The 20,832-nt window shown below is 66.3% G+C and carries 20 protein-coding genes; 6 read left to right on the top strand and 14 right to left on the bottom strand.

What is annotated here, in order from left to right; translation table 11 throughout:
* Nucleotides 1–6 precede the first annotated feature (6 nt).
* Together H5V43_RS12655 and crtY are read right to left on the bottom strand one after the other, a co-directional pair.
* On the bottom strand, nucleotides 7–1,488 hold the full coding sequence (locus H5V43_RS12655; protein WP_025552140.1) for a phytoene desaturase: 1,482 nt from the start codon (nucleotides 1,486–1,488) through the stop codon (nucleotides 7–9).
* A 13-nt stretch (nucleotides 1,489–1,501) separates the two neighbouring features.
* Complete coding sequence (gene crtY, locus H5V43_RS12660) at nucleotides 1,502–2,662, bottom strand: lycopene beta-cyclase CrtY (protein WP_025552138.1); 1,161 nt, start codon at nucleotides 2,660–2,662, stop codon at nucleotides 1,502–1,504.
* Nucleotides 2,663–2,737: 75 nt separating this feature from the next.
* Between crtY and H5V43_RS12665 the strand changes: the two genes are divergently transcribed.
* The 3 genes from H5V43_RS12665 (at nucleotide 2,738) to H5V43_RS12675 (ending at nucleotide 4,417) form a co-directional block, all read left to right on the top strand.
* A complete protein-coding gene (locus H5V43_RS12665) occupies nucleotides 2,738–3,010 on the top strand; it encodes a metal/formaldehyde-sensitive transcriptional repressor (protein ID WP_025552137.1) in 273 nt (90 codons plus the stop codon).
* Complete coding sequence (dmeF, locus tag H5V43_RS12670) at nucleotides 3,007–3,990, top strand: CDF family Co(II)/Ni(II) efflux transporter DmeF (protein WP_025552135.1); 984 nt, start codon at nucleotides 3,007–3,009, stop codon at nucleotides 3,988–3,990. Before H5V43_RS12665 ends, dmeF begins: the two co-directional genes overlap by 4 nt.
* Nucleotides 3,991–4,162: 172 nt before the next feature.
* Nucleotides 4,163–4,417 (top strand): hypothetical protein, encoded by a 255-nt coding sequence (locus H5V43_RS12675; RefSeq protein WP_044661247.1) that lies wholly within the window; start codon nucleotides 4,163–4,165, stop codon nucleotides 4,415–4,417.
* Nucleotides 4,418–4,775: 358 nt separating this feature from the next.
* Here H5V43_RS12675 and H5V43_RS12680 read toward each other — a convergent pair whose 3' ends face one another.
* The 4 genes from H5V43_RS12680 to H5V43_RS12695 all read right to left on the bottom strand — a co-directional run bounded on the left by H5V43_RS12680 (nucleotide 4,776) and on the right by H5V43_RS12695 (nucleotide 8,658).
* Entirely contained in the window at nucleotides 4,776–5,960 is a 1,185-nt protein-coding gene (locus H5V43_RS12680) for a BaiN/RdsA family NAD(P)/FAD-dependent oxidoreductase (RefSeq protein WP_025551864.1), read from the bottom strand.
* Complete coding sequence (locus H5V43_RS12685) at nucleotides 5,960–6,388, bottom strand: protein tyrosine phosphatase family protein (protein ID WP_025551865.1); 429 nt, start codon at nucleotides 6,386–6,388, stop codon at nucleotides 5,960–5,962. The genes H5V43_RS12680 and H5V43_RS12685 overlap by 1 nt, the downstream gene beginning before the upstream one ends.
* Before the next feature lie 107 nt (nucleotides 6,389–6,495).
* A complete protein-coding gene (recQ, locus tag H5V43_RS12690; protein ID WP_025551867.1) occupies nucleotides 6,496–8,268 on the bottom strand; it encodes a DNA helicase RecQ in 1,773 nt (590 codons plus the stop codon).
* A gap of 75 nt (nucleotides 8,269–8,343) precedes the next feature.
* Nucleotides 8,344–8,658, bottom strand: a complete 315-nt coding sequence (locus tag H5V43_RS12695) for a hypothetical protein (protein ID WP_025551869.1) — start codon at nucleotides 8,656–8,658, stop codon at nucleotides 8,344–8,346.
* A 38-nt stretch (nucleotides 8,659–8,696) separates the two neighbouring features.
* On the opposite strand from H5V43_RS12695, the gene H5V43_RS12700 reads away from it, so the two are divergent.
* The gene (locus tag H5V43_RS12700) at nucleotides 8,697–9,818 is read left to right on the top strand and encodes a serine hydrolase domain-containing protein (RefSeq protein WP_025551871.1); all 1,122 of its coding nucleotides are present in this window, start codon (nucleotides 8,697–8,699) and stop codon (nucleotides 9,816–9,818) included.
* A 75-nt stretch (nucleotides 9,819–9,893) separates the two neighbouring features.
* On the opposite strand, the gene H5V43_RS12705 is transcribed toward H5V43_RS12700, so the two are convergent.
* The 6 genes from H5V43_RS12705 to H5V43_RS12730 form a co-directional block, all read right to left on the bottom strand.
* On the bottom strand, nucleotides 9,894–10,682 hold the full coding sequence (locus tag H5V43_RS12705) for a PhzF family phenazine biosynthesis protein (RefSeq protein ID WP_025551873.1): 789 nt from the start codon (nucleotides 10,680–10,682) through the stop codon (nucleotides 9,894–9,896).
* A 110-nt stretch (nucleotides 10,683–10,792) separates the two neighbouring features.
* Nucleotides 10,793–12,571: an SLC13 family permease gene (locus H5V43_RS12710; protein WP_025551875.1), complete on the bottom strand. Its 1,779-nt coding sequence runs from the start codon at nucleotides 12,569–12,571 to the stop codon at nucleotides 10,793–10,795.
* A 327-nt stretch (nucleotides 12,572–12,898) separates the two neighbouring features.
* Entirely contained in the window at nucleotides 12,899–13,987 is a 1,089-nt protein-coding gene (aroC, locus tag H5V43_RS12715; RefSeq protein WP_025551876.1) for a chorismate synthase, read from the bottom strand.
* A gap of 89 nt (nucleotides 13,988–14,076) precedes the next feature.
* A complete protein-coding gene (gene fabI, locus H5V43_RS12720) occupies nucleotides 14,077–14,883 on the bottom strand; it encodes an enoyl-ACP reductase FabI (protein ID WP_193666673.1) in 807 nt (268 codons plus the stop codon).
* Nucleotides 14,880–15,851 carry a YihY/virulence factor BrkB family protein gene (locus H5V43_RS12725; protein ID WP_025552147.1) on the bottom strand — a complete coding sequence of 324 codons (972 nt, stop codon included), beginning with the start codon at nucleotides 15,849–15,851 and terminating at the stop codon, nucleotides 14,880–14,882. Before H5V43_RS12725 ends, fabI begins: the two co-directional genes overlap by 4 nt.
* Nucleotides 15,852–15,865: 14 nt before the next feature.
* Nucleotides 15,866–16,804, bottom strand: coding sequence for a DnaJ C-terminal domain-containing protein (locus tag H5V43_RS12730; RefSeq protein ID WP_025552149.1), 939 nt, complete (start codon nucleotides 16,802–16,804; stop codon nucleotides 15,866–15,868).
* Between the two features lie 123 nt (nucleotides 16,805–16,927).
* On the opposite strand from H5V43_RS12730, the gene pdxH reads away from it, so the two are divergent.
* Together pdxH and H5V43_RS12740 are read left to right on the top strand one after the other, a co-directional pair.
* Nucleotides 16,928–17,503, top strand: coding sequence for a pyridoxamine 5'-phosphate oxidase (gene pdxH / locus H5V43_RS12735; protein WP_025552150.1), 576 nt, complete (start codon nucleotides 16,928–16,930; stop codon nucleotides 17,501–17,503).
* Nucleotides 17,504–17,677: 174 nt separating this feature from the next.
* Nucleotides 17,678–19,009, top strand: coding sequence for a dicarboxylate/amino acid:cation symporter (locus tag H5V43_RS12740; RefSeq protein ID WP_025552151.1), 1,332 nt, complete (start codon nucleotides 17,678–17,680; stop codon nucleotides 19,007–19,009).
* A gap of 88 nt (nucleotides 19,010–19,097) precedes the next feature.
* Here H5V43_RS12740 and H5V43_RS12745 read toward each other — a convergent pair whose 3' ends face one another.
* Together H5V43_RS12745 and H5V43_RS12750 are read right to left on the bottom strand one after the other, a co-directional pair.
* Nucleotides 19,098–19,280, bottom strand: a complete 183-nt coding sequence (locus H5V43_RS12745; RefSeq protein ID WP_007685461.1) for a hypothetical protein — start codon at nucleotides 19,278–19,280, stop codon at nucleotides 19,098–19,100.
* Between the two features lie 236 nt (nucleotides 19,281–19,516).
* The gene (locus H5V43_RS12750) at nucleotides 19,517–20,806 is read right to left on the bottom strand and encodes an adenylosuccinate synthase (RefSeq protein WP_025551850.1); all 1,290 of its coding nucleotides are present in this window, start codon (nucleotides 20,804–20,806) and stop codon (nucleotides 19,517–19,519) included.
* Between the last annotated feature and the right edge of the window lie 26 nt (nucleotides 20,807–20,832).

The following is a 20,832-nucleotide window of genomic DNA, read 5'->3' on the forward strand; positions in this document are numbered from 1 at the left end:
CATGTGTCAGGCCAGGTCTTCCAGCATCAATGCGGCCGTCGCCTTGGCGCTGCCGACCACGCCGGGAATGCCCGCCCCCGGATGCGTGCCCGCCCCTACCAGATAGAGGTTGGGAATGACGTCGTCGCGATTATGCGCGCGGAACCAGGCGCTCTGGGTCAACAGCGGCTCCAGGCTGAATGCGCTGCCCAGATGCGCCGACAGGTCGCGACGGAAGTCTGGCGGCGCATAATGGAACCGCGTCACGATGCGCGAGCGGATGTCCGGAATCAGGCGATGCTGGATCTCGTCGAGGATACGTTCCGCATAGGCCGGCGCGAAACGGTCCCAATCGATAGGCAGCTTGCCCAGATGCGGCACCGGGGCAAGCGCGTAGAAGGTCGAATGGCCCTCCGGCGCCATGCTGGGGTCGGTGACGGTCGGATGGTGCAGGTAGAGCGAAAAATCCTGCGGCAGCACGCCATAATCATAGATGTCGGTCAGCAGCCCTTCATAGCGCGGGCCGAACAGGATCATATGGTGCGGGATGCCCGGCCAGCTTCCCCGGATGCCGAAATGCAGCACGAACAGGCTGGGCGACCAGCGCTTGCGGGCAAGCTTCGCCGCCTGTTTCTCGCCCCTGGGATGATGGCCGATCAGGTCGCGATAGCTGTGCATCAGGTCGGCGTTGGAGGCGACGGCATCCGCCTCCCCCCGCCAGCCCGAAGCGGTGCGCACGGCAACGGCGCGGTCGCCATAGGTTTCGATCTGCACCACCGGATCGGCGAGGCGCAGCGTGCCGCCCAGCCGCTCGAAATGCGTGGCCATCGCCTGGACGAGGCGGTTGGTGCCGCCCTTGGCGAACCAGACGCCGCCATCCTTCTCCAGCTTGTGGATCAGGGCGTAGATCGAGCTGGTCTGCATCGGATTGCCGCCGACCAGCAACGTGTGGAAGGAGAGCGCCTGCCGCAGCTTCTCATCCTTCACATGGGAGGAAACCACGGAATAGACGGAGCGCCACGCCTGATGCTTCATCAGCGCGGGCGCGGCGCGGACCATGGAGGCGAAGTCGAGGAAGGCGACCGAGCCGAGCTTTCTATACCCCTCCTGATAAACGCCGTCGGCATAGTCGAGGAAGCTTTCATAGCCCGCGACATCCTCCGGATTGAGCCGGGCGATCTGGGCGCGGAGGGCGGTTTCGTCGTTGGAATAGTCGAAATTCGTGCCGTCGCGCCAGTTGAGCCGGTAGAAGGGGGAGACGGGGACGAGGCTGACATCCTCCGCCATGTCGTGGCCCGAAAGGCGCCACAACTCGCCCAGGCAGTCGGGATCGGTGATGACGGTCGGCCCGGCGTCGAAGACGAAGCCGTCCTTTTCCCACATATAGGCGCGCCCCCCCGGCCGGTCGCGTGCCTCGACCAGAGTGGTGTCGATTCCGGCGGATTGCAGGCGGATGGCCAGCGCAAGGCCGCCGAAGCCCGCGCCGATGACGATCGCTTTCCGGTTCATCGGGTCCGGTTCATCAGGCGGGAGGGCTCAACAGGGCGCGCATGGCGTCCCTTATGGGCACGGGGGGCCGCCCGCACAAGATGCGGATGCGATCCCCGAGCGTCGAGCGGCCCGCATAGAAGCGGCCGATAAGGGAGGGATCAAGCCGATAGAAACGTTCGAAGATGCGCCAGCGCTGGTCCGGCCTGGCAGCGTCGAACAGCATGCGGCCGAGCAGCCGGTAATAAGCGCCCCGCCGCCAATGGTCCCGCGCCCAACCGCGTGTGGCCTGGGCGAGCAGTTGCCCCTCCACCGGCCATTCATTCGCCAGACGCAGCGCGAAGCGCACCGCATCGGGCAGGGAATAGCCGGTCATGGGCTGGAATAGCGCCGCCCTTGCGCCCAGCCGCGCGACCGGATCGTCCTGCGGCCAGAAGCGGTCGAAATCGCCGCCGTGGACGACCGGAAGGACGCCGCTCTCGCTATGAACGACCCCCTCGACCCGCCAGCCCTGCGCCTGTGCGTAGGCGGCGATCCTGGCGTTGAGCGTAGGCGCGTCCAGGTCCGGCGTGTCGCTATAATAAGTATCCTCGACGAAGACGGTCCGCTCGTCCCAGGGCAGCAGATAGACGAAGCGATAGCCGTCCATCTGCTCGACCGTGGCGTCCATGATGACTGGGCGGGAAAGGCCGTGCGGAGCATGCAGGCGCAGGGTCTGGCCGACGAATTTCTGCCAGCCGCAGCGCAGGGCGGAAAGATCGTCGCCCCCTCTGGCGTCGAGCACGGCCTTGGCGCGGACGACGCGGCCGTCGGACAGGGTGACGCTGGTGGGCGTCAGCCCGGTGGCCTGCGCGCCGGTCAGCACGGCATCGCCAAGCCGCTCCCGGACATGGGCGTCGAGGCGCGCCGAGGTGATGCTGTTATAAGGCACGGCAAGTTGGCGGCAGTGGCCGGGGAAGCGGACCTCATAACCCTCCGGCCAGCGATGGGCGATCAGGGGCTCGACCAGCCAGCGGTCCCCGGCGTCAACGTCGCTGTCGAAGAAGGACCAGATATGATTGCCGCCCAGCCTGTCGCCGCTTTCCAGCAGGCGCAGGGAGACATGCGGGTGGCGCGCCGCGAGGGCGAGCGCGGTCAGGCTGCCGGCAAGGCCGCCGCCCACTATCGCCACGTCGCAATCGGTCATGGTCGCCATCGCACCCTTGTTAGGGGCTGTGCGGGGAAATGCACGGATTGATTTTCAGACCGGCATAGTATAGGGGGGTACCCTATGCATATCGTGGCGGATCGGGACAAGCTGCTGGCGCGGGTGCGGCGCATCGCGGGGCAGATCGGCGCCGTCGAGCGGCAATTGTCGGGCGACGCGGGTTGTTCGGAAACGTTGCAACTCGTCGCCTCCGTGCGGGGTGCGGTCGGCAGCCTGATGGAAGAATTGATCGAGCAGCATATGCGCGAACATGTCGCCCGGCCGGGCATCAGCGACGCAGCGCGAGAGGCTGCGGCGGAGGAAATGCTGGCGTTGATCCGGCGCTACGGGAAATGAGCATGCACGACGACCATGGCCATGGCGGCCACCATCATCCTGAGGACCATGATCATGTGCATGGCATTCCGGTGGCCAATGCGGATGATGGCGAGGAAAGCCATTATTTCGACCATATCTACCTGACGCGCGGACATGACGAGAATGCTCGCAAGACGATCTGGGTGGTGTGGCTGACCGCGGCGACCATGGTGGTCGAGATCGTCTTCGGCTGGCTGACCGGGTCGATGGCGCTGCTGGCCGACGGCTTCCACATGGCGACCCATGCCGGCGCGCTGGCGGTGGCGGCGGCCGCCTATGGCTATGCCCGGCGGCATGCGCGCAACCCGCGCTATACGTTCGGGACAGGCAAGGTGGGCGACCTGTCCGGCTTCGCCTCCGCGCTGATCCTGGCCTTCACCGCCCTGTTCATCGCCGTCGAGTCCGTGATGCGCTTCTTCGAACCGGTGAAGGTGGCCTTTGGCGAAGCGACGCTGGTCGCGGTGATCGGCCTGGTCATCAACCTGATCAGCGCCCTGCTGTTGGGACATGACCATAGCCATGATCACGGGCATGATCATGATCACAGGCATGGCCATGCCGACAATAATCTGCGCGCCGCCTATGTGCATGTGCTGACCGACGCGCTGACGTCGGTGCTGGCGATCATGGCGTTGCTGGCGGGGCGCTATATGGGCTGGTGGTGGCTGGACCCCGCCGTCGGCCTGCTGGGCGCGGTGGTGATCGCGCGCTGGGCCTGGGGGCTGATGAAGGATACCGCCGCGATCCTGCTCGACACGGCCGAACCGGCTCTGATGGCGCGGATCAAGGCGCTGGCCGAGACGGAAGGGGCGACCATCCGCGACCTGCATGTCTGGCGCATCGGGCCGCATGCCCATGCCGCGATCGTCAGCCTGGCCCCCGGCGCCGATGTCGCCGCCGTGCGCCGCCAGGTCCGCGCCCTGCCGCGCATGGAGCATGTGACGGTGGAGTGCGGATAACCCTCGCAGACTCCCTTGCCGAAGAGATAATCCTTAAGAGTTAGAGCAGCAAAACCGCCGGGTTAAGGCGGAAATTCACCACGATGGCAGATCGGCACGGCTTGACTCGACTCGGGCGGCCATTCAATTTCCCTTACGGAAATCTATAAAATACTGTCGGAGAGGAGGCCTTATGCCGGTTGCAAAGCCGTTTGCGGGAAAGGTTTTTCACGCCCTCTTGATGGAATGTTTCGCTGAACAGCGAAGGCCCACCGCCGATGAAGTGGACTCGGTCGCCTCCAAAATCTGGCAGGACAGTCATGGATCGATGACCGGGCAGGATTGGCGGGATGTGGCAAGGGGAAGCGACGCCCACCGGCAGATGATCAATGCGGCTCTGATGGCGTTCGGGTCGGCTCCGGCGGAAATGCATAGGGAGATATCCTGACGCTCAGTCGATGTTGAAGCCAAGGCGGGGATGACCGGCGCTGGCTCCATCCTCATGATGGGGTTTGAATGGCGACTGTTCCCTATCAGCCATCGCCAGGCGCGAAGTAGACGCACCAGCCCCAAGAAAATTCTCCGTAGCATCTTGAAACTGAAATAGCTCTTCCTATTTCCCTCTTGTCCCGGCCTTCTCCCCCCTCCCGCCGGGACATCCCTCTTTGTGGCCCCGGCGTTCCCTTGCGCCGGGGCTGCTTTTTTAAGAGCATCGTGCGCAAAAGTGGGAACCGGTTTTGCGCTTAAACGATGCGACAACAAAAGCTTAGAGCGCGCGGCCTGCGCCTGATTTAACGCAGCGCGCTCTAGAGATATTGGGCCGCTACCCAGCCGCTCGCCCAGGCCCATTGGAAATTATAGCCGCCCAGCCAGCCGGTGACGTCGACCGCTTCGCCAATGGCATAGAGACCGGGGAGGTGGCGCGCCTCCATCGTTTGCGAGGACAATCCCGCGGTCGAAATGCCGCCGCTGGTGACCTCCGCCTTGGCGAAGCCTTCGGTGCCATTGGGCGTGAAGGGCCAGGCCGACAGGCGGCGTTCGGCGTCCTGCAGCTTGCGATCCGGGACGTTGCCCAGGTCGCCGGGAAGCGCCAGCCGCTCCGCCAGGGCGTCGGCCAGACGGTCGGGCAGGTGGCCGCGCAGGCATTGCATCAGCGTGGCGCGCGGCCTGCCGCGCTTCGCCTCCGTCAGCCAGCCTTGCGGCTGGTCGGGCAGGAGGTCGAGAGCGATGGAGTCGCCATGCCGCCAATAGGATGAAATCTGCAGGATCGCCGGGCCGGACAGGCCCCGGTGGGTGAGCAGCGCGGCTTCGCGGAAGGCGGTCTTGCCATGGCGTGCGATGACCTCGGTCGAGACGCCGGAGAGCGAGCGGAAGAGCAGCTCTTCGCCGCCGAGGGTCAGGGGCACCAGCGCCGGTCGGGGTTCCACCACCTTGAGCCCGAACTGGCGGGCGAGGTCATAGGCAAGGGCGGTTGCGCCGATCTTGGGGATGGAGGGGCCGCCGGTGGCGATGACCAGCGCCGGGGCCGTGGCGGTCCTGTCGCCATGGGTGACGCAGTACCGGCCATCGGCATGGGTGACGGCGGCGATGGCGTGGTCGAGCCGGATGGTGACGCCGCCCGCCTCGCATTCGGCCAGCAGCATGGCGACGATCTGGCGCGCGCTCTGGTCGCAGAAGAGCTGGCCCAGAGTCTTTTCGTGCCAGGCGATGCCGTGGCGTTCGACAAGCCCGAGGAAATCCTGCGGCGTGTAGCGGCCCAGCGCCGATTTGGCGAAATGAGGGTTGGCGGACAGGTAGCGGTCGGGCGCGGTGTGGATATTGGTGAAGTTGCAGCGGCCGCCGCCGGAAATCAGGATTTTCTTCCCTGCCTGATCAGCATGGTCGATGACGAGGACGCGCCTGCCCCGCTGGCCCGCCACGGCCGCGCACATCAGGCCAGCGCCGCCAGCGCCCAGGACGACGGCGTCATAGGTTTCCGCTGGGGAAGCCATCAACCGGCGGCGAGCGCGTCCATGATCTGGCGGACGGGCGTGACGTCATAGCCGGCGGAGGCGGCCTGCTCGGTCAGCGCCGCCGGATGGTCGCCCGCGCGGGCGCGGGTCAGCGCCCAGAGCAAGGTGCTGCGCGTGCCGGAGCGGCAATAGGCGAGTATCTTGCCCTCGCCCGCCTGCTCCAGCGCGGCGGCCATGCCGTCGAGCTGCCAGGGCGCGAAGCCGCCATGGGCCACGGGGACGGCGGCATAGGCGATGCCGGCGGCCCTGGCTGCGGCCTCGATCTCCGCGCCGTTGGTCTGGCCCGGCTCTTCGTCGTCGGGGCGGTTGTTGATGATCACCGTCACGCCCAGCGCCTTGGCTTCCGCCACCTGATCGACGCTGATCTGCGGAGAGACGTAGAGGCTTTTGGTGAGCTGGCGGAACATGGGCGGGACTCCTTTTCGGGTCTCCTTGCGCTTGTGGGCGGCGGGATTCAAGAGGGTAGGCCACAGAGCAACATGCTCCTCCGCAGGAGCAGGTCAATTCTTCCGTTCTAAAGATAAGGGCGGATCGCCGCGAGGAAGGCGTCGCCATAGGCGTCGAGCTTGCGCTGTCCCACGCCGCTGATGTGGCCGAGTTCCGTGAGGCTCGTCGGGCGCTGCTCCGCCATTTCGCGCAGGGTCGAATCGTGGAAGATCACATAGGGCGGCACGCCCGCCTCCTGCGCCAGTGCGCGGCGGCAGGCGCGCAGGGCGTCGAACAGCGGATCGCCCACCGGATTTTCCGCGCTGCCGTTGCGGGCGCTCTTGCGGCGGCGTTCCTTGCGGGGCGGGAGGACCAGGCTGACCTCCTCCTCCCCGCGTAGGATCGGGCGGGCATTGGGGCCGAATTCCAGCCCGCCATGCTCGTTGGTCTGGAGCGCGTCGCGCACCAGCAGGGCGCGGGAGACGGGGCGCAGCAGCGCCGTCTCCTCTCCGTCGACGATGCCGTAGACCGAAATCCTGTCATGGCCGCGCTCGCGGATCTTGTCGGTGACGGCGCCGGTCAGCACCTGCTCGATATGGCCGACGCCGAAGCTCTGGCCGGTGCGATAGACGGCGGACAGGAATTTGCGCGCCGTCTGGGTCGCGTCGATGCTGGGCGGCGGATTGAGGCAATTGTCGCAATTGCCGCAGCCCGGCGGGGGATTTTCCCCGAAATGGCGGAGCAATATGGCGCGGCGGCAGGTGCCGGTTTCGACCAGCCCGCCCAGCGCCGTGATGCGGGCGCGCTCGCCCTGCTGGCGCAGGGGATCGAGCTCGCCGATGCGCTGCCGGGCGCGGGCGAAATCGTCGGCGCCCCAGAAAAGATGCGCTTCGGCGGGTTCTCCGTCGCGGCCTGCGCGGCCGGATTCCTGATAATAGCCCTCGATCGACTTGGGCAGCGCCGCATGGGCGACGAAGCGGACGTCGGGCTTGTCGATGCCCATGCCGAAGGCGATGGTCGCGACCATCACCATGTCCTCGCTGGCGATGAAGGCGGCCTGGTTGGCGGCGCGGACCTGCGGGTCGAGCCCGGCATGATAGGCGCGGGTCGGGCGGCCGGTCTTGCTGAGGGTTTCGGCCAGCTTCTCGGTCGCGGCGCGGGTGGGGGCGTAGACGATGCCGGGGCCGGTCTGGCCGGCGATCAGATCGGAAAGCTGGCGGGGCAGGCCATCGCGGGGATGGACGGCGTAGCGGATGTTCGGACGGTCGAAGCCCGCGATGATCAGGCCTTCGCGGGGAATGCCAAGCTGGACGAGGATGTCGTCGCGGGTGTGGTGGTCGGCGGTCGCGGTCAGCGCGAGACGGGGAACGTCCGGAAATTCATCGAGCAGCGGGCGCAGCAGGCGATAGTCCGGGCGGAAATCATGGCCCCATTCGGAGACGCAATGGGCTTCGTCTATCGCGAAGAGGGCGATCTTCGCGGCGCGCAGGAGGTTGCGGAACCCCTCCCCGCTGGCGCGTTCGGGCGCGACATAGAGCAGGTCGAGATCGCCATTGCGCAGCCGGTCCTGCGTCTCGCGCCAGTCGGCATCGACGCTGGTGAGGCTGGCGGCGCGGATGCCGACCGCCTGCGCGGCGCGAAGCTGGTCGTGCATCAACGCGATCAGCGGCGATATGACGACGCAGCAGCCTTCGAGCGCGACGGCGGGAAGCTGGTAGCAGAGAGACTTGCCCGCGCCGGTCGGCATGATCGCCAGCGTCGCCTGCCCCGCCATGATGCGGCTGACCACCTGTTCCTGCACGCCCCTGAAACCGGGAAAGCCGAAAACATCGTGGAGGAGGGTCGGGATGTCGGGACGCATGGGAAGGGGCTGTAGCGCTTTGAGGGGATTGGGGCCAGCTTCCCACATGGTCATCCCAGCGAAAGCCGGGATAGCTCAAGGCTCCAGCAGGCAGCCCCAGCCCTTGCGATAGCGCGCCGTGCGCGAAGCGAGCAGCGGAACCGCAGCGTTGACCGATTGCGATTCGGGCATGTCCTTCAGCGACACGGCCCACATGCCGGGTTCCTTGTCGCCATGACAGCTTTCCATCGACCGGCCTTCCACATAGCGGCAGGAGCAGGTGACGCGCGCGCCGAAGCCCGCGCCGACCTGGGCATGGGCGCGAAGGGCGCTCCAGTTCCACGCCAGCAGCGCCAGCGGCAGCAGGGCCACCGCCAAAACCCCATAAATCCATTTCCGGCGACCGGACATGCTCCCCTTTCCCGCGCTCCATGCTAAGGCCGCGGCTTATGAGGCTTGAGCGGAACAGCGTAAAGCGCCTTGGCATGCCGGGCGGGATTTTGGCGATTCTGGCCGTGGCCGGGTTGTGGACGGTGCGCGCCGCCGGGCCGGAGCCGGTCTACCATGTCGCAGGCGATTCGGACGCGGACGCCGCCGCCCTGCGCGCGGCCATCGATCCTTTGTTCGAGGATGCGGTGGGCGAGACCCGGGCGCTGGTCGTCATGCACGATGGCGAGATCGTGGCGGAGCGCTACGCGCCGGGCTATGGGCCGCGGACGAAGCTGCCGTCCTGGTCCACGGCCAAGAGCGTGACGGCGGTGCTGATCGGGCTGATGGTGTCGGACGGGCGGCTGGCGCTCGATTCGCCGGTGCCGGTCGCGGCCTGGGGACAGCCGGGCGATCCGCGAGGGCGCATCACCCTGCGGCAGTTGCTGGCCATGACGTCGGGCCTCGATCATGTCGAGGACAGGGAACCGCTGGCGGAGGCCGACACGATAAGGATGCTGTTCACCGACGGAGCGCAGGACATGGGCGCCTTTGCGGAGGCCAAGCCGCTTGCCCATGCGCCTGGGACCGCCTTTTCCTATTCGACCGGCAACAGCGTCATCCTGGCCGACCTGATGGCGCGGATGCTGACCAACAGCACCGATCCCGACGTGCGGCGGCGGGCGATGCAGATGTTCATCGACGGGCGGCTGAAGATTCCGGCGCGCCTCGACAGCCTCGCGGTGGAATATGATGCGGCCGGGACGATGATCGGCGGCAGCTTCATGCATATGACGGCGCGGGATTATGCCCGCTTCGGGGAATTGCTGCGCAATCACGGGCGCGGCGTGGCGGGGCATCAGATCGTGCCGGAAAAGTGGATCGACTATATGCGCGCGCCCTCGCCCCGCAATGCCGCCTATGGCGCGCATCTGTGGCTGAACCGGGACAGCGAGGACAGCGCGCTGATGCCGGGGCAGGCGCCGCGCAGCCTGTTCGGCTGCGTCGGGCATGGAGGGCAATATATACTGGTTTCGCCTTCGCAGCGCCTGACGGTCGTGCGGCTGGGCATGTCGCCCACTAAGGCGGAGCGCGATGCGCTGAAGACGGGGCTGGCGAAGCTCGTCGGGCTTTATTCGCGGTGAACTGACCTTTATTTTCTTTGCGCAGGGTCGCCGGTTGGCTGGAATTGGCCGGACGGCCTCAGCCATCGCCACCTCTCAAAGCAGGAAATTGCCTTCGATCACCGTGCGGCAGGCGCCCGTCAGGATCACCCGGTCGCCAGAAAGCCGGCACGTTAAGCGCCCGCCGCGCTGCGATGCCTGAAATGCCGTCAGCCTGATCTTGTCCAGCCGCTTCGCCCAATAGGGCGTGAGCAGGCAATGGGCGGAGCCAGTCACCGGGTCTTCGTCTATGCCCGCGCCGGGAACGAAGACGCGGCTCACCATGTCGCTGTCCTCGCCGGGTGCGGTGGCGATGAGCAGCAGCGGCCCTGCCTTCTTCAGCGTCGCGAAGTCCGGTTCCAGCGCATGGATCGCGGCGGCATCGCGATAGACGAAGATCGCGAAGCCGCCCTCGCGCCACTGGGTTTCGAGGACGTCCCCGCCCATCGCCGCCGCCAGCTCCGGCAGCGGGCTGGGCGCGGTCGGCCAGGCCGGGAGCGAGAGGCCATAGCCGTCGCGGTCCCGCGACACGGTCAGGATGCCCGCTTCCCGCGTGCGGAAGCGGACGGCGGTACGCCCGCCCATCAGCACATGGCCGCTCGCCAGCGTGGCGTGGCCGCAGAGCTTGACCTCCACGGCGGGCGTGAACCAGCGCAGCGCATAGTCCGCCTCCGGATCGTCGGGGGTGGGCACGGTGAAGGCGGTTTCGGACAGATTATTTTCCGCCGCTATCGCCTGAAGCGTCGAATCGTCCAGCCATCGGCCAAGCGGCATGACCGCGGCCGGATTGCCGGTGAAGGGAGCGTCGGCGAAGGCGTCGACCTGAATGATGGGCAGGCTGGTCACGGGCAATCCTTTGGTTTCGGGCCATCATGACGATGCGTTCGGTGCGGGGACAGGGCCGGTCCGCCGAAAATGGCTTGGCGTGGCCCGGCTCCTCAGGCCCGGCCCGCTCCTCAAGCCAGGAGGGTGAGCGTGGTGCAGACCGCCAGCCCGACGATCAGGTTGAGCGGAATCCCGATGCGCACGAAATCGGAAAAGCGATAGTCGCCGGCCGCATGGACAAGGGCGTTGGTCTGATAACCGATCGGCGTGGCGAAGCAGGCCGACGCGCCGATCATCAGCGCGATCACCAGCGGACGCGGATCGGCGCCGAGTTGATGCGCGAGCGCGATGGTGAGCGGCGTGAGCAGCGCCGCGACCGCATTGTTGCTGAGCAGTTCCGACAGCAGAAGCGCGAAGAAATAGATGAGGAACACCAGCGTCCATGCCGGAGCGGCGGCGAGCAGCGGCTCGATCCAGCCGACCATCAGCGCGACGCTGCCCGCCTGTTCGAGCGCCAGCCCGACCGCGAGCATGGCGAAGATCAGGATCAGCACGTCGCCGTCGATGGCGGCCCAGGCTTCCTCCGGGTCGATGCAGCGGGTGACGAGGATCACGCCCACGGCGATGAAGGCGGCAAGGCCGATGCCGATGAGATCGACGGTCGAGAGCAGCACCACCGCCGTCAGGGCAAGAATGGCGATCCATGCCTTTCGCGGGCGGAAGGCGCGGGCGCGGCTGATGTCGACGCCGATCAGATGGGCATTGTCCTTGAGCGAACGGATGCTGTCGTCGCTGCCCGCGATCAGCAGGCGGTCGGCGCCGCGCACGCGGGTTTCGCTGAGGTCCGGACCCGGCAGGTGACGCGCCCGGTGGACGCCGATGATCCGCACCCGCAGCGCGTGCAGGAAGGGAATGTCGATCAGCCGTTCCCCGATGGACGGATGGCTGGGCGCGATCATCGCTTCGATGACGGTGCCGCTGCCCGGAGTCTCCGACGCCGCGGCCAGCCCGATTTCGAAATCGCCGGATTCGCGCAGGGTCATGATCGTCGCGCCGTCGGCATGGACCAGCAGGCGGTCGCCGGCGTGCAGTTCCTCTTCCTCTATCCCCCGGCGCCGTATCTCCCCCGCCCTCTTGAGGCCGAGCAGGCTGGCGGAGCGGCCGATGATCGACAGGGAGCCGACCGTGCGGCCGATGAGGTCGCTGTCGCGCGACAGGGTGAGTTCGGTCAGATAATCCTGCACATTGCCGCCATCCTCCCCCGCGATGGAGGGCGGATCGCCGGGAAGCAGGAAGGACAGGCCGGCCAGCGCGGCGACGCCGGCCAAGACCCCCGCCAACCCATAGGGCGTGATGTCGAATATGCCGAAGGGCGCCATGCCCTGATCGGCGGCGATGCCCGCGACGATCAGGTTGGTCGATGTGCCGATCAGCGTCACGCAACCGCCCATCACGGCAACGGCGTTCATCGGGATCAGCAGCTTCTTCACCGGATAGCCGGTCGCCTGCGCCAGCTTGAACATGATCGGGATCAGCAGCACCACCACGGGCGTGTTGTTGAGGAAAGCCGAGAGGATGACCGTGCCGAGCGTGACTTCGGCCAGCGCCAGGCGCGGATGGCGCTGGGCGCGGGCCATGACCAGATCGGCAACGCGATTGATCGTCCCCGTGCGGATCAGCGCGCCGGAAAGCACGAACATCGCGCCCACCGTCAGCGGCGCACTGTTGGAGAAGACGGAGAACAGGTCCTTTTCGTCGAGCAGGCCCAGCACCGCGAAGGCGCACGCGCCGACCACGGAGACGACCGTGGGCGAATAGCGTTCGCGCACGAAGGCGACGAACATCAGGGCGAGGATGAGAAGTCCGATTTCCGCGCGATAGATGCCGATCAGCGCGGTGATGAAATGCATGCGTCTTGTGCCCCGGATCGCGTTTTCGCGTCCTGCCTGAACGAAATGGGCCAGCCATGGTTGCATGGCTGGCCCGTGTTCGCGGCTGAAGGGGACGTTTTGACCGTCAATCCATGGAAACCATGGTGACGCTCCCCAGGCTTACGCACTGCCGCTCGCCCTCCCGCGGGCGATCTGTGACGATGATGTTACCGCAGATTGGCTGAGTCGTCTCGCGCAAATCCTGCCTTTATCGAAAGAATGGCTCGATTCGGCGCGTTATATTGCGGCGGTGAACGCGGTTCTCCTGCGGGCTCCTGCCCTTGCAGGAGCAGGGCGACGCCTGACTCAGCCTTCACCGCATTGCGCGCGTTGGAGCAGCTTCTGGTCCGCCAGCACCAGCGCCATCATCGCTTCCACCACCGGCACGCCGCGAATGCCGACGCAGGGGTCGTGGCGGCCCTTGGTGATGATCTCCGACGCCACGCCTTCGCGGGTGATGGTTTCGACCGGGATCAGGATCGAGCTGGTCGGCTTGAAGGCGATGCGGACCTTGACCGGCTGCCCGGTGGAGATGCCGCCCGCAATGCCGCCCGCATGGTTGGCGAGGAAGACGGGGTTGCCGTCATTGCCCCCGTCCATATTGGGCCGCATCGGATCGGCATTCTGTTCGCCGCGCAGGCGGGCGGCGGCGAAGCCGTCACCGATCTCCACGCCCTTGACCGCGTTGATGCTCATCATCGCGGCGGCCAGTTCGCTGTCCAGCTTGGCATAGAGCGGCGCGCCCCAGCCCGCCGGAACCCCGCTGGCGACGCATTCGACCACCGCGCCGAGCGACGAGCCGTCCTTGCGGGCGTCATCGACCAGTTTCTCCCAACGCTTCGCCGCTTCCGGGTCGGGGCAGAAAAAGGGGTTGCTGTCGATCTCGCTCGCGTCGAAACGGGCCGGATCGATGGCGTCGCCGCCGATTTCGCTGACATAGGCGAAGATGTCGACATCGGGGATGACGAGCCGCGCCACCGCGCCGGCCGCCACGCGGCTGGCGGTTTCCCGTGCCGAGGATCGCCCGCCGCCGCGATAGTCGCGGAAGCCATATTTGGCGTCATAGGCATAGTCGGCATGGCCGGGGCGATAGGCCTTGGCGACCTCGCCATAATCCTTGGAACGCTGGTCGGTATTCTCGATCATCAGGCTGATCGGGGTGCCGGTGGTCCGCCCTTCGAACACGCCGGAGAGGATGCGCACCTCATCCGGCTCGCGGCGTTGGGTGGTGAATTTTGAGGTGCCGGGCCTGCGCTTGTCGAGGAAGGGCTGGATGTCGGCTTCGCTGAGCGACAGGCCCGGAGGGCAGCCGTCGACCATCGCGCCGATGGCGAGACCATGGGACTCGCCCCAGGTCGAGAAGCGGAAGACGCGGCCAAATGTGTTGAAGCTCATGATCCCTGCCCTTTGGGTGAGGTGGTTCGCCCTCACCCTCCCAGCGCTTCGCGCCGGGGCCCTCCCTCTCCCGGCGGGAGAGGGTTTTGTTACTTGTCCAGCGCGATGTCGGGGGCGTCCTCGGCCTTCATGCCGATGACATTGTAGCCCGCGTCGACATGATGGACTTCGCCGGTCACGCCCGCCGCTAGGTCGGAGAGGAGATAGAGGCCGGCGCCGCCCACATCCTCTATCGTCACATTGCGGCGGAGCGGGCTGTTCAGCTCGTTCCACTTCATGATGTAGCGGAAATCGCCGATGCCGCTCGCCGCCAGCGTCTTGATCGGTCCGGCGGAGATGGCGTTGACCCGGATATTTTCCGGGCCCAGGTCCATCGCCAGATATTTGACGCTGGTTTCCAGCGCCGCCTTGGCCACGCCCATGACGTTATAATGCGGGATGACCTTTTCCGCGCCATAATAGCTGAGCGTCAGCAGGCTGCCGCCCTCCGCCATCAGCGCCCGCGCGCGCTTGGCGACGGCGACGAAGCTGTACGCGGAGATGTTCATCGTCAGCAGGAAATTCTCCAGGCTGGTGTCGACATATTTGCCGCGCAGCTCATTCTTGTCGGAAAAACTGATGGCATGGACCACGAAATCCAGCTTGCCCCACTTCGCCCTGACTTCTTCGAAGGCGGCGTCGAGCTTTTCCATGTCCGACACGTCGCAGTCGATCAGGAAGTCGGAACCCAGTTCCTCCGCCAGCGGCCTGACCCGCTTGGCCAGCGCGTCGCCCTGATAGGAGAAGGCCAGTTCCGCCCCCTGGGCGTGCAGCGCCTTCGATATGCCCCAGGCCAACGACTTGTCGTTTGCCAGTCCCATGATCAGACCGCGTTTTCCCGCCATCAAGCCTGTCATTTCGTCGTCCCATTCCCTTTGTCGACCTGCGCGGCGGTGGCGGCTTCCTCTTCCGGGAACTCCGCCAGCGCCGCATTCAATTCCGCGCCAATTACCACGCCAAGCCCGACAAGGAAGAAGAAAATGAGCGTGATCATCACGCCGGCCAGGCTGCCATAGGTCATGTCATAGCCGCCGAGCATGGAAAGCGTGACCGGCAGCAGCAGGGTGACGCCGTACCACCAGAGCGCCGTGGCGATGGCGCCGGGCCATTTCGGGAAGCGCGGATCCTTGTACAGGCTGGGGGTCAGGGAAACATAGAGATAATAGAGCGCGACGCACAGGATCGCCATGGGCGCCAGCTTGGTCAGGCCGACGATCTGTATCGCCTGGTCGGCAAAGGGCAGGATCTGGTGCAGGAACTGGTCGATGCCGGTGATGATCACCTGCATGGAGAAGGCGAACATCACCGCGAACACGCTGACCAGGGTGATGCCGATGGCGGTCAGGCGATAATGCCAGAAGGGGCGCGTGCTCCTGGTGCCATAGGCGCGGCGCAATATGTCGCGGATCGTCTCTATGAGGCTGCCGACGGTCCACAGCCCGACCAGTCCGCCCAGCCAGAGCAGCGGCCCCGTGCGGGCGTTGAGCACATCGACGATCGGCTGGCGCACCACCTCCGCGACGCCGGGCGGCACCGTTTCCAGAAAGGCGCCGACCGCCGCCAGCCCGTCCTGCGACCGGCCGAAGATGCTCGCCACCGCCGCCGCCACGATGAAGAAAGGGAACAAAGTCATCAGCGAGAGATAGGCAAGGTTCCCCGCATGGATGAAACCGTCGCTATAGGTGCCGACCGCCACCCGCTTCGCGATTTCGAAGGCATGGCTGCCGGGGCGCACCCGTGCGATCTGGCGATGGAACTTGGTGCGGGCTTCTTCGGTGAGCCGCTGGCGACGGGACTCCGGTGAATAGGGGGACGGCTGCGGCATTCCCCCCTAACCCCTCAAACGCCCAGATGGGTCCGCACGGCGCGGCTGTCCCGCCAGCCTTCCACCAGCGCCTTGATCGCCGGATCGTCGGCGGGCACGTCGATCAGCAGGGTGACGAGCTGGTCGCCGCGCTGGCCGGTCTTGCCGGTGAAGCCCCTGCCGCGCAGCCGCAGCGTCTTGCCGGAGGAGGCGCCCGCCGGCACGCCCAGCATCACCGGGCCGTCGACCGTCGGCACCTTGACTTTCGCGCCCTGCACCGCCTCGTCCAGGGTGATGGGCAGGTCGAGCAGCACATTGTCGCCGTCGCGATTGAAGAAGGGGTGGGGCTTCACCTCTATGGTGACGATCGCGTCGCCCGCGCCGCCGGGACCCTGCTGCCCCTTGCCGGAAAGCCGCATCTGCGTGCCCGTCTCGACCCCCGCGGGGAGCTTGAGGTCGATGGTCTTGCCGTCCTGAAGCGTGATCCGCTGGGGCGCGAGGGTCGCGGCGTCGACGAACGGGACGGCGAGGCGATAGGTGACGTTCGCCCCCTTCTGCGGCGGCGCGCCACGGCCGAAACCGCCAAAGCCCCCGCCCGCCGCACCACGGCGGCCTGCGCCGCCGCCGAACAGGCCTTCGAATATGTCCCCGAAATCGGCGCCGCCTTCCTGGAACTCGAACCCGCCGCCCTGACCCGGCCGGCCCCGAAAGCCGCCCGCCCCGGCGCCGCCGAAGCCGAAGGGCGCGGTCGGATTGCCCTCGCCGTCGATCTCGCCCCGGTCGAAGCGCGCGCGCTTGTCCTTGTCCGACAGCAGGTCGTAGGCGCTGGTGACGGCGGAGAATTTCTCCGCCGCCTTCGGATTGTCCTTGTTCCTGTCGGGATGCAGTTCCTTGGCGAGCTTCCGATAGGCCGATTTGATCTCTGCCTCGCTCGCGCTGCGCGCGACGCCCAGGGTGGAGTAGGGATCAGCCATTGCCGCCAACATATCCTTTTGCATGAAAAACCGTTTGCGCCTTATGTGGCGAAAGGCGCGGCGTCGTTCAAGCGTGGGAAAGCCTTATCGACATGGCTTTATGAGGGGCGTACATCACCGCGCATGACCGATCCCTTCGTCCTGTTCGATGCCTGGTATGTCGAGGCGCGCGAAACCGAGATCAACGACAGCAACGCCATGGCGCTGGCCACCGCCGATGCGCGCGGGCGGCCTTCGGTGCGGATGGTGCTGCTGAAGGGGCATGGGCCGGACGGCTTCGTCTTCTACACCAATTTCGAGGGGCGCAAGGCGGAGGAGCTGCACGCCAATCCCCATGCGGCGCTGCTGTTCCACTGGAAGTCGCTGCGGCGGCAGGTCCGGATCGAGGGGGCGGTGGGCCCGGTGGACGACGCCGCGGCCGACGCCTATTTCGCGACGCGCAGCCGTGACAGCCAGTTGGGCGCCTGGGCGTCCGACCAGTCGCGCCCGCTGGAATCGCGCGACGTGTTCATGGCGCGATATGAGGAAGTCAGCCTGCGCTTCGAGGGCGGGCCGGTGCCGCGTCCCCCGCATTGGTCGGGCTTCCGCCTCATCCCCGAACGAATCGAATTCTGGCAGGATCGCGAACATCGCCTGCATGAGCGCCGCCTGTTCGAACGGACCGGCGACGGCTGGCGCGAGGGGCTGCTCTACCCCTGAGGCCCTGCTTTTCCGGCGCCGGACGGGGCGCGGAATATGATTCCTCATTCGTCTAACCCGATGACGGCAGGCGCGCGCCTTCGATTGCGGGCGCTGCGGGTGGCTGTTAGGTGTAGCCACCATTTGGGACAGACCATGAATGCGGTGCGCCCACGCGCCGGTTAAAGGAACGAGATGCGAAATCGACTGACGGCGTTCATCCTGACGGGCATGGTTCTGGGGGTGATCGTGGGCTTTGCCACCAATATCTGGGTGGGTGGCGACAAGGCGCTGGCGAAGGATGTGGCGGGCTATTACCACCTGCTGGCGGACATCTTCCTGCATCTGATCAAGATGATCATCGCGCCCCTGGTCTTCTCCACGCTGGTGGCGGGCATCGCGCATATGGGCGACAGCGCCGCGCTGGGGCGGATCGGCGGGCGCGCGCTCGCCTGGTTCATCATCGCCAGCCTGATCTCGCTGACGCTGGGCCTCATCTTCGTCAATTTCTTCGCGCCGGGCGAGGGATTGAACCTCGTCCGGTCGGGCGCGGATTCGGGCGTGAATACGGAGGCGCTCAACTTCCGCGACTTCATCCTGCATGTCTTTCCGACCTCCATGGTCGGGGCGATGGCGGAAAATTCGATCCTGCAGATCGTCGTCTTCTCCCTGTTCGTGGGCATCGCGCTGACCGCCATCGGTGAGAAGGGCAAGCCGGTCGTCACCGTGATCGAGGCGATGGTGGAACTGATGCTGCAGGTGACCGGCTATGTCATGCGCGTCGCCCCCTTCGCCGTGTTCGGCGCGCTGGCGTCGGTGGTGACGACCGAGGGGCTGGGCGTGCTCAAGACCTTCGGCGAACTGGTGGGCGAATTCTACCTGTCGCTGATCGCGCTCTGGCTGCTGCTGTTCGCGGCGGGATCGATCTTCCTGGGGAAGCGGATGGTGAAGCTGATCCGCTATGTGCGCGAGCCGATATTGATCGCCTTCTCCACCGCCTCGTCGGAGGCCGCCTATCCCAAGATGCTGGAGCAGCTCGACCGCTTCGGCGTGCCGCGCCGCATCTACAGCTTCGTGCTGCCGCTGGGCTACAGCTTCAATCTGGACGGGTCGATGATGTATTCGACCTTCGCGACGATCTTCATCGCCCAGGCCTATGGCATCGACCTGCCGATCGCCACGCAGATCACCATATTGCTGGTGCTGATGGTGACCAGCAAGGGCATCGCCGCCGTGCCCCGCGCGTCGCTGGTGGTGGTCGCGGCGACGCTGGGGCAGTTCGACCTGCCGGTGGAGGGCGTGGCCTTCATCCTGGCCGTCGACCATTTCATGGACATGGGCCGCACCGCGACCAACGTGCTGGGCAATGCCATCGCCACATCCGTCATCACCAAATGGGAAGGCATGCTGGAGGTCGAGGAACCCGAATATGTGCCCCACCCCAAGGCGCCGGCGCATACCGCCGCGCACGGCCGAGCCGGGCTGGAACTGGCGCCCGACATGGTGGAGGAAGAGGAAAAGGGCTAGGGCGCGCTGCGTTGAATCGGGCCCGTTGCTGCCATAAGGCGTGCCGTGCGCCCGCGCTTGCGGGAACACGGCATCGTCCTTGGCTGAATTAACGCAACTTCGCGATGTTCAGCCCATCCTGCTTGGCGCGGGCCTTCACGGATTCCTCGCTTCGGGTCAGAGCCTTGGCGATGGCTTTCAGCGCCATGCCCTTCTTCGCCAGCGTGTGGAGCTTTTGCAGCTCGTCCGCCGTCCAGGGTTGCTTGTGACGCTCGAAGCGGTCGCCGGCCATCGGATTTCCTTCTAGAGCAGATTCCGATCCGATTGCATCGGCTCGACTGCTCTAAGTTTTTGTTTTGTCGCGTTTTCCGAGTCAGCAGATGATTCCATCTGCTTGGAAAACGCTCTAGGTGACCGCTCCGGCCCGCTCCCCCACCCGGCCACCCATGTGATACTGCCCTTGGGTGGCCGGGTGGGGGAGCGGGCCGGAGCCGAACGGTTTCAGCCTCGCTGAAACCGCAAAAGACGTCAATCCGCGAAGGGATCGCGGACGAGGATGGTGTCCTCGCGCTCGGGGCTGGTGGAGACGAGCGTGACCGGGCAGCCGATCAGTTCCTCGATCCGGCGGATATATTTGATCGCCTGGGCAGGCAGTTCGGCCCAGCTCCGGGCGCCTGCCGTCGTGTCCTGCCAGCCTTCGATCGTCTCATAGACCGGTTCCGCCTTGGCCTGGTCCTGCGCATGGGCGGGCAGATAGTCGAAGCTCTGGTCCCCGATCCTGTAGCCGACGCAGATCTTCAGTTCCTCGAAACCGTCCAGCACGTCCAGCTTGGTAAGGGCGATGCCGGTGACGCCCGATACGGCGACCGACTGGCGCACCAGCACGGCGTCGAACCAGCCGCAGCGGCGCTTGCGGCCGGTGACGGTGCCGAATTCATGGCCGCGTTCGCCCAGACGCTGGCCGACGTCATTTTCCTGCTCGGTCGGGAAAGGACCGGAGCCGACGCGGGTGGTATAGGCCTTGACGATGCCCAGCACGAAGCCCGCGCCCGATGGACCAAGGCCGGTGCCGCTCGCCGCCGTGCCAGCCACGGTGTTGGACGAGGTGACGAAGGGATAGGTGCCATGGTCGATGTCGAGCAGCGTGCCCTGCGCCCCTTCGAACAGGATGCGCCTGCCTTCCGCCTTCGCCTTGTTCAGCGTCAGCCAGACGGGCTTGACGAAGGGCAGGATGAAGCCGGCGATGTCGCGCAGCTCCGCCATCAGGGCGTCGCGGTCGATCGGCGCTTCGTTGAACCCGGCGCGCAGCGCGTCGTGATGCGCGGTCAGGCGGTCGAGTTGCGGGCCCAGATCGTCCAGATGAGCGAGGTCGCAGACGCGGATGGCGCGGCGGCCGACCTTGTCCTCATAGGCCGGGCCGATGCCGCGGCGGGTGGTGCCGATCTTGCCCGCGCCCGAAGCATCCTCCCGCAGGCGGTCCAGGTCGCGGTGGAAAGGCAGGATCAGCGGGCAGGTTTCCGCGATCTGGAGATTGTCGGGCGTGATCTCCACGCCCTGCCCCTTCAGCTTCGCGACCTCGTCGCGGAAGTGCCAAGGGTCCAGCACCACCCCATTGCCGATCACCGACAGCGTGCCGCGCACGATGCCGGAGGGGAGCAGGGAGAGCTTGTACACCTTCTCGCCCACGACCAGCGTGTGGCCGGCATTGTGGCCGCCCTGGAACCGGGCGACGACGTCGGCGCGTTCCGACAGCCAGTCGACGATCTTGCCCTTGCCTTCGTCGCCCCATTGGGCGCCGATCACGGTCACATTTGCCACAGTTACAGTCCTCCGCCCGCCGCGCG

The organism is Sphingobium fuliginis, assembly GCF_015074805.1.
GTDB classification, from domain to species: domain Bacteria; phylum Pseudomonadota; class Alphaproteobacteria; order Sphingomonadales; family Sphingomonadaceae; genus Sphingobium; species Sphingobium fuliginis.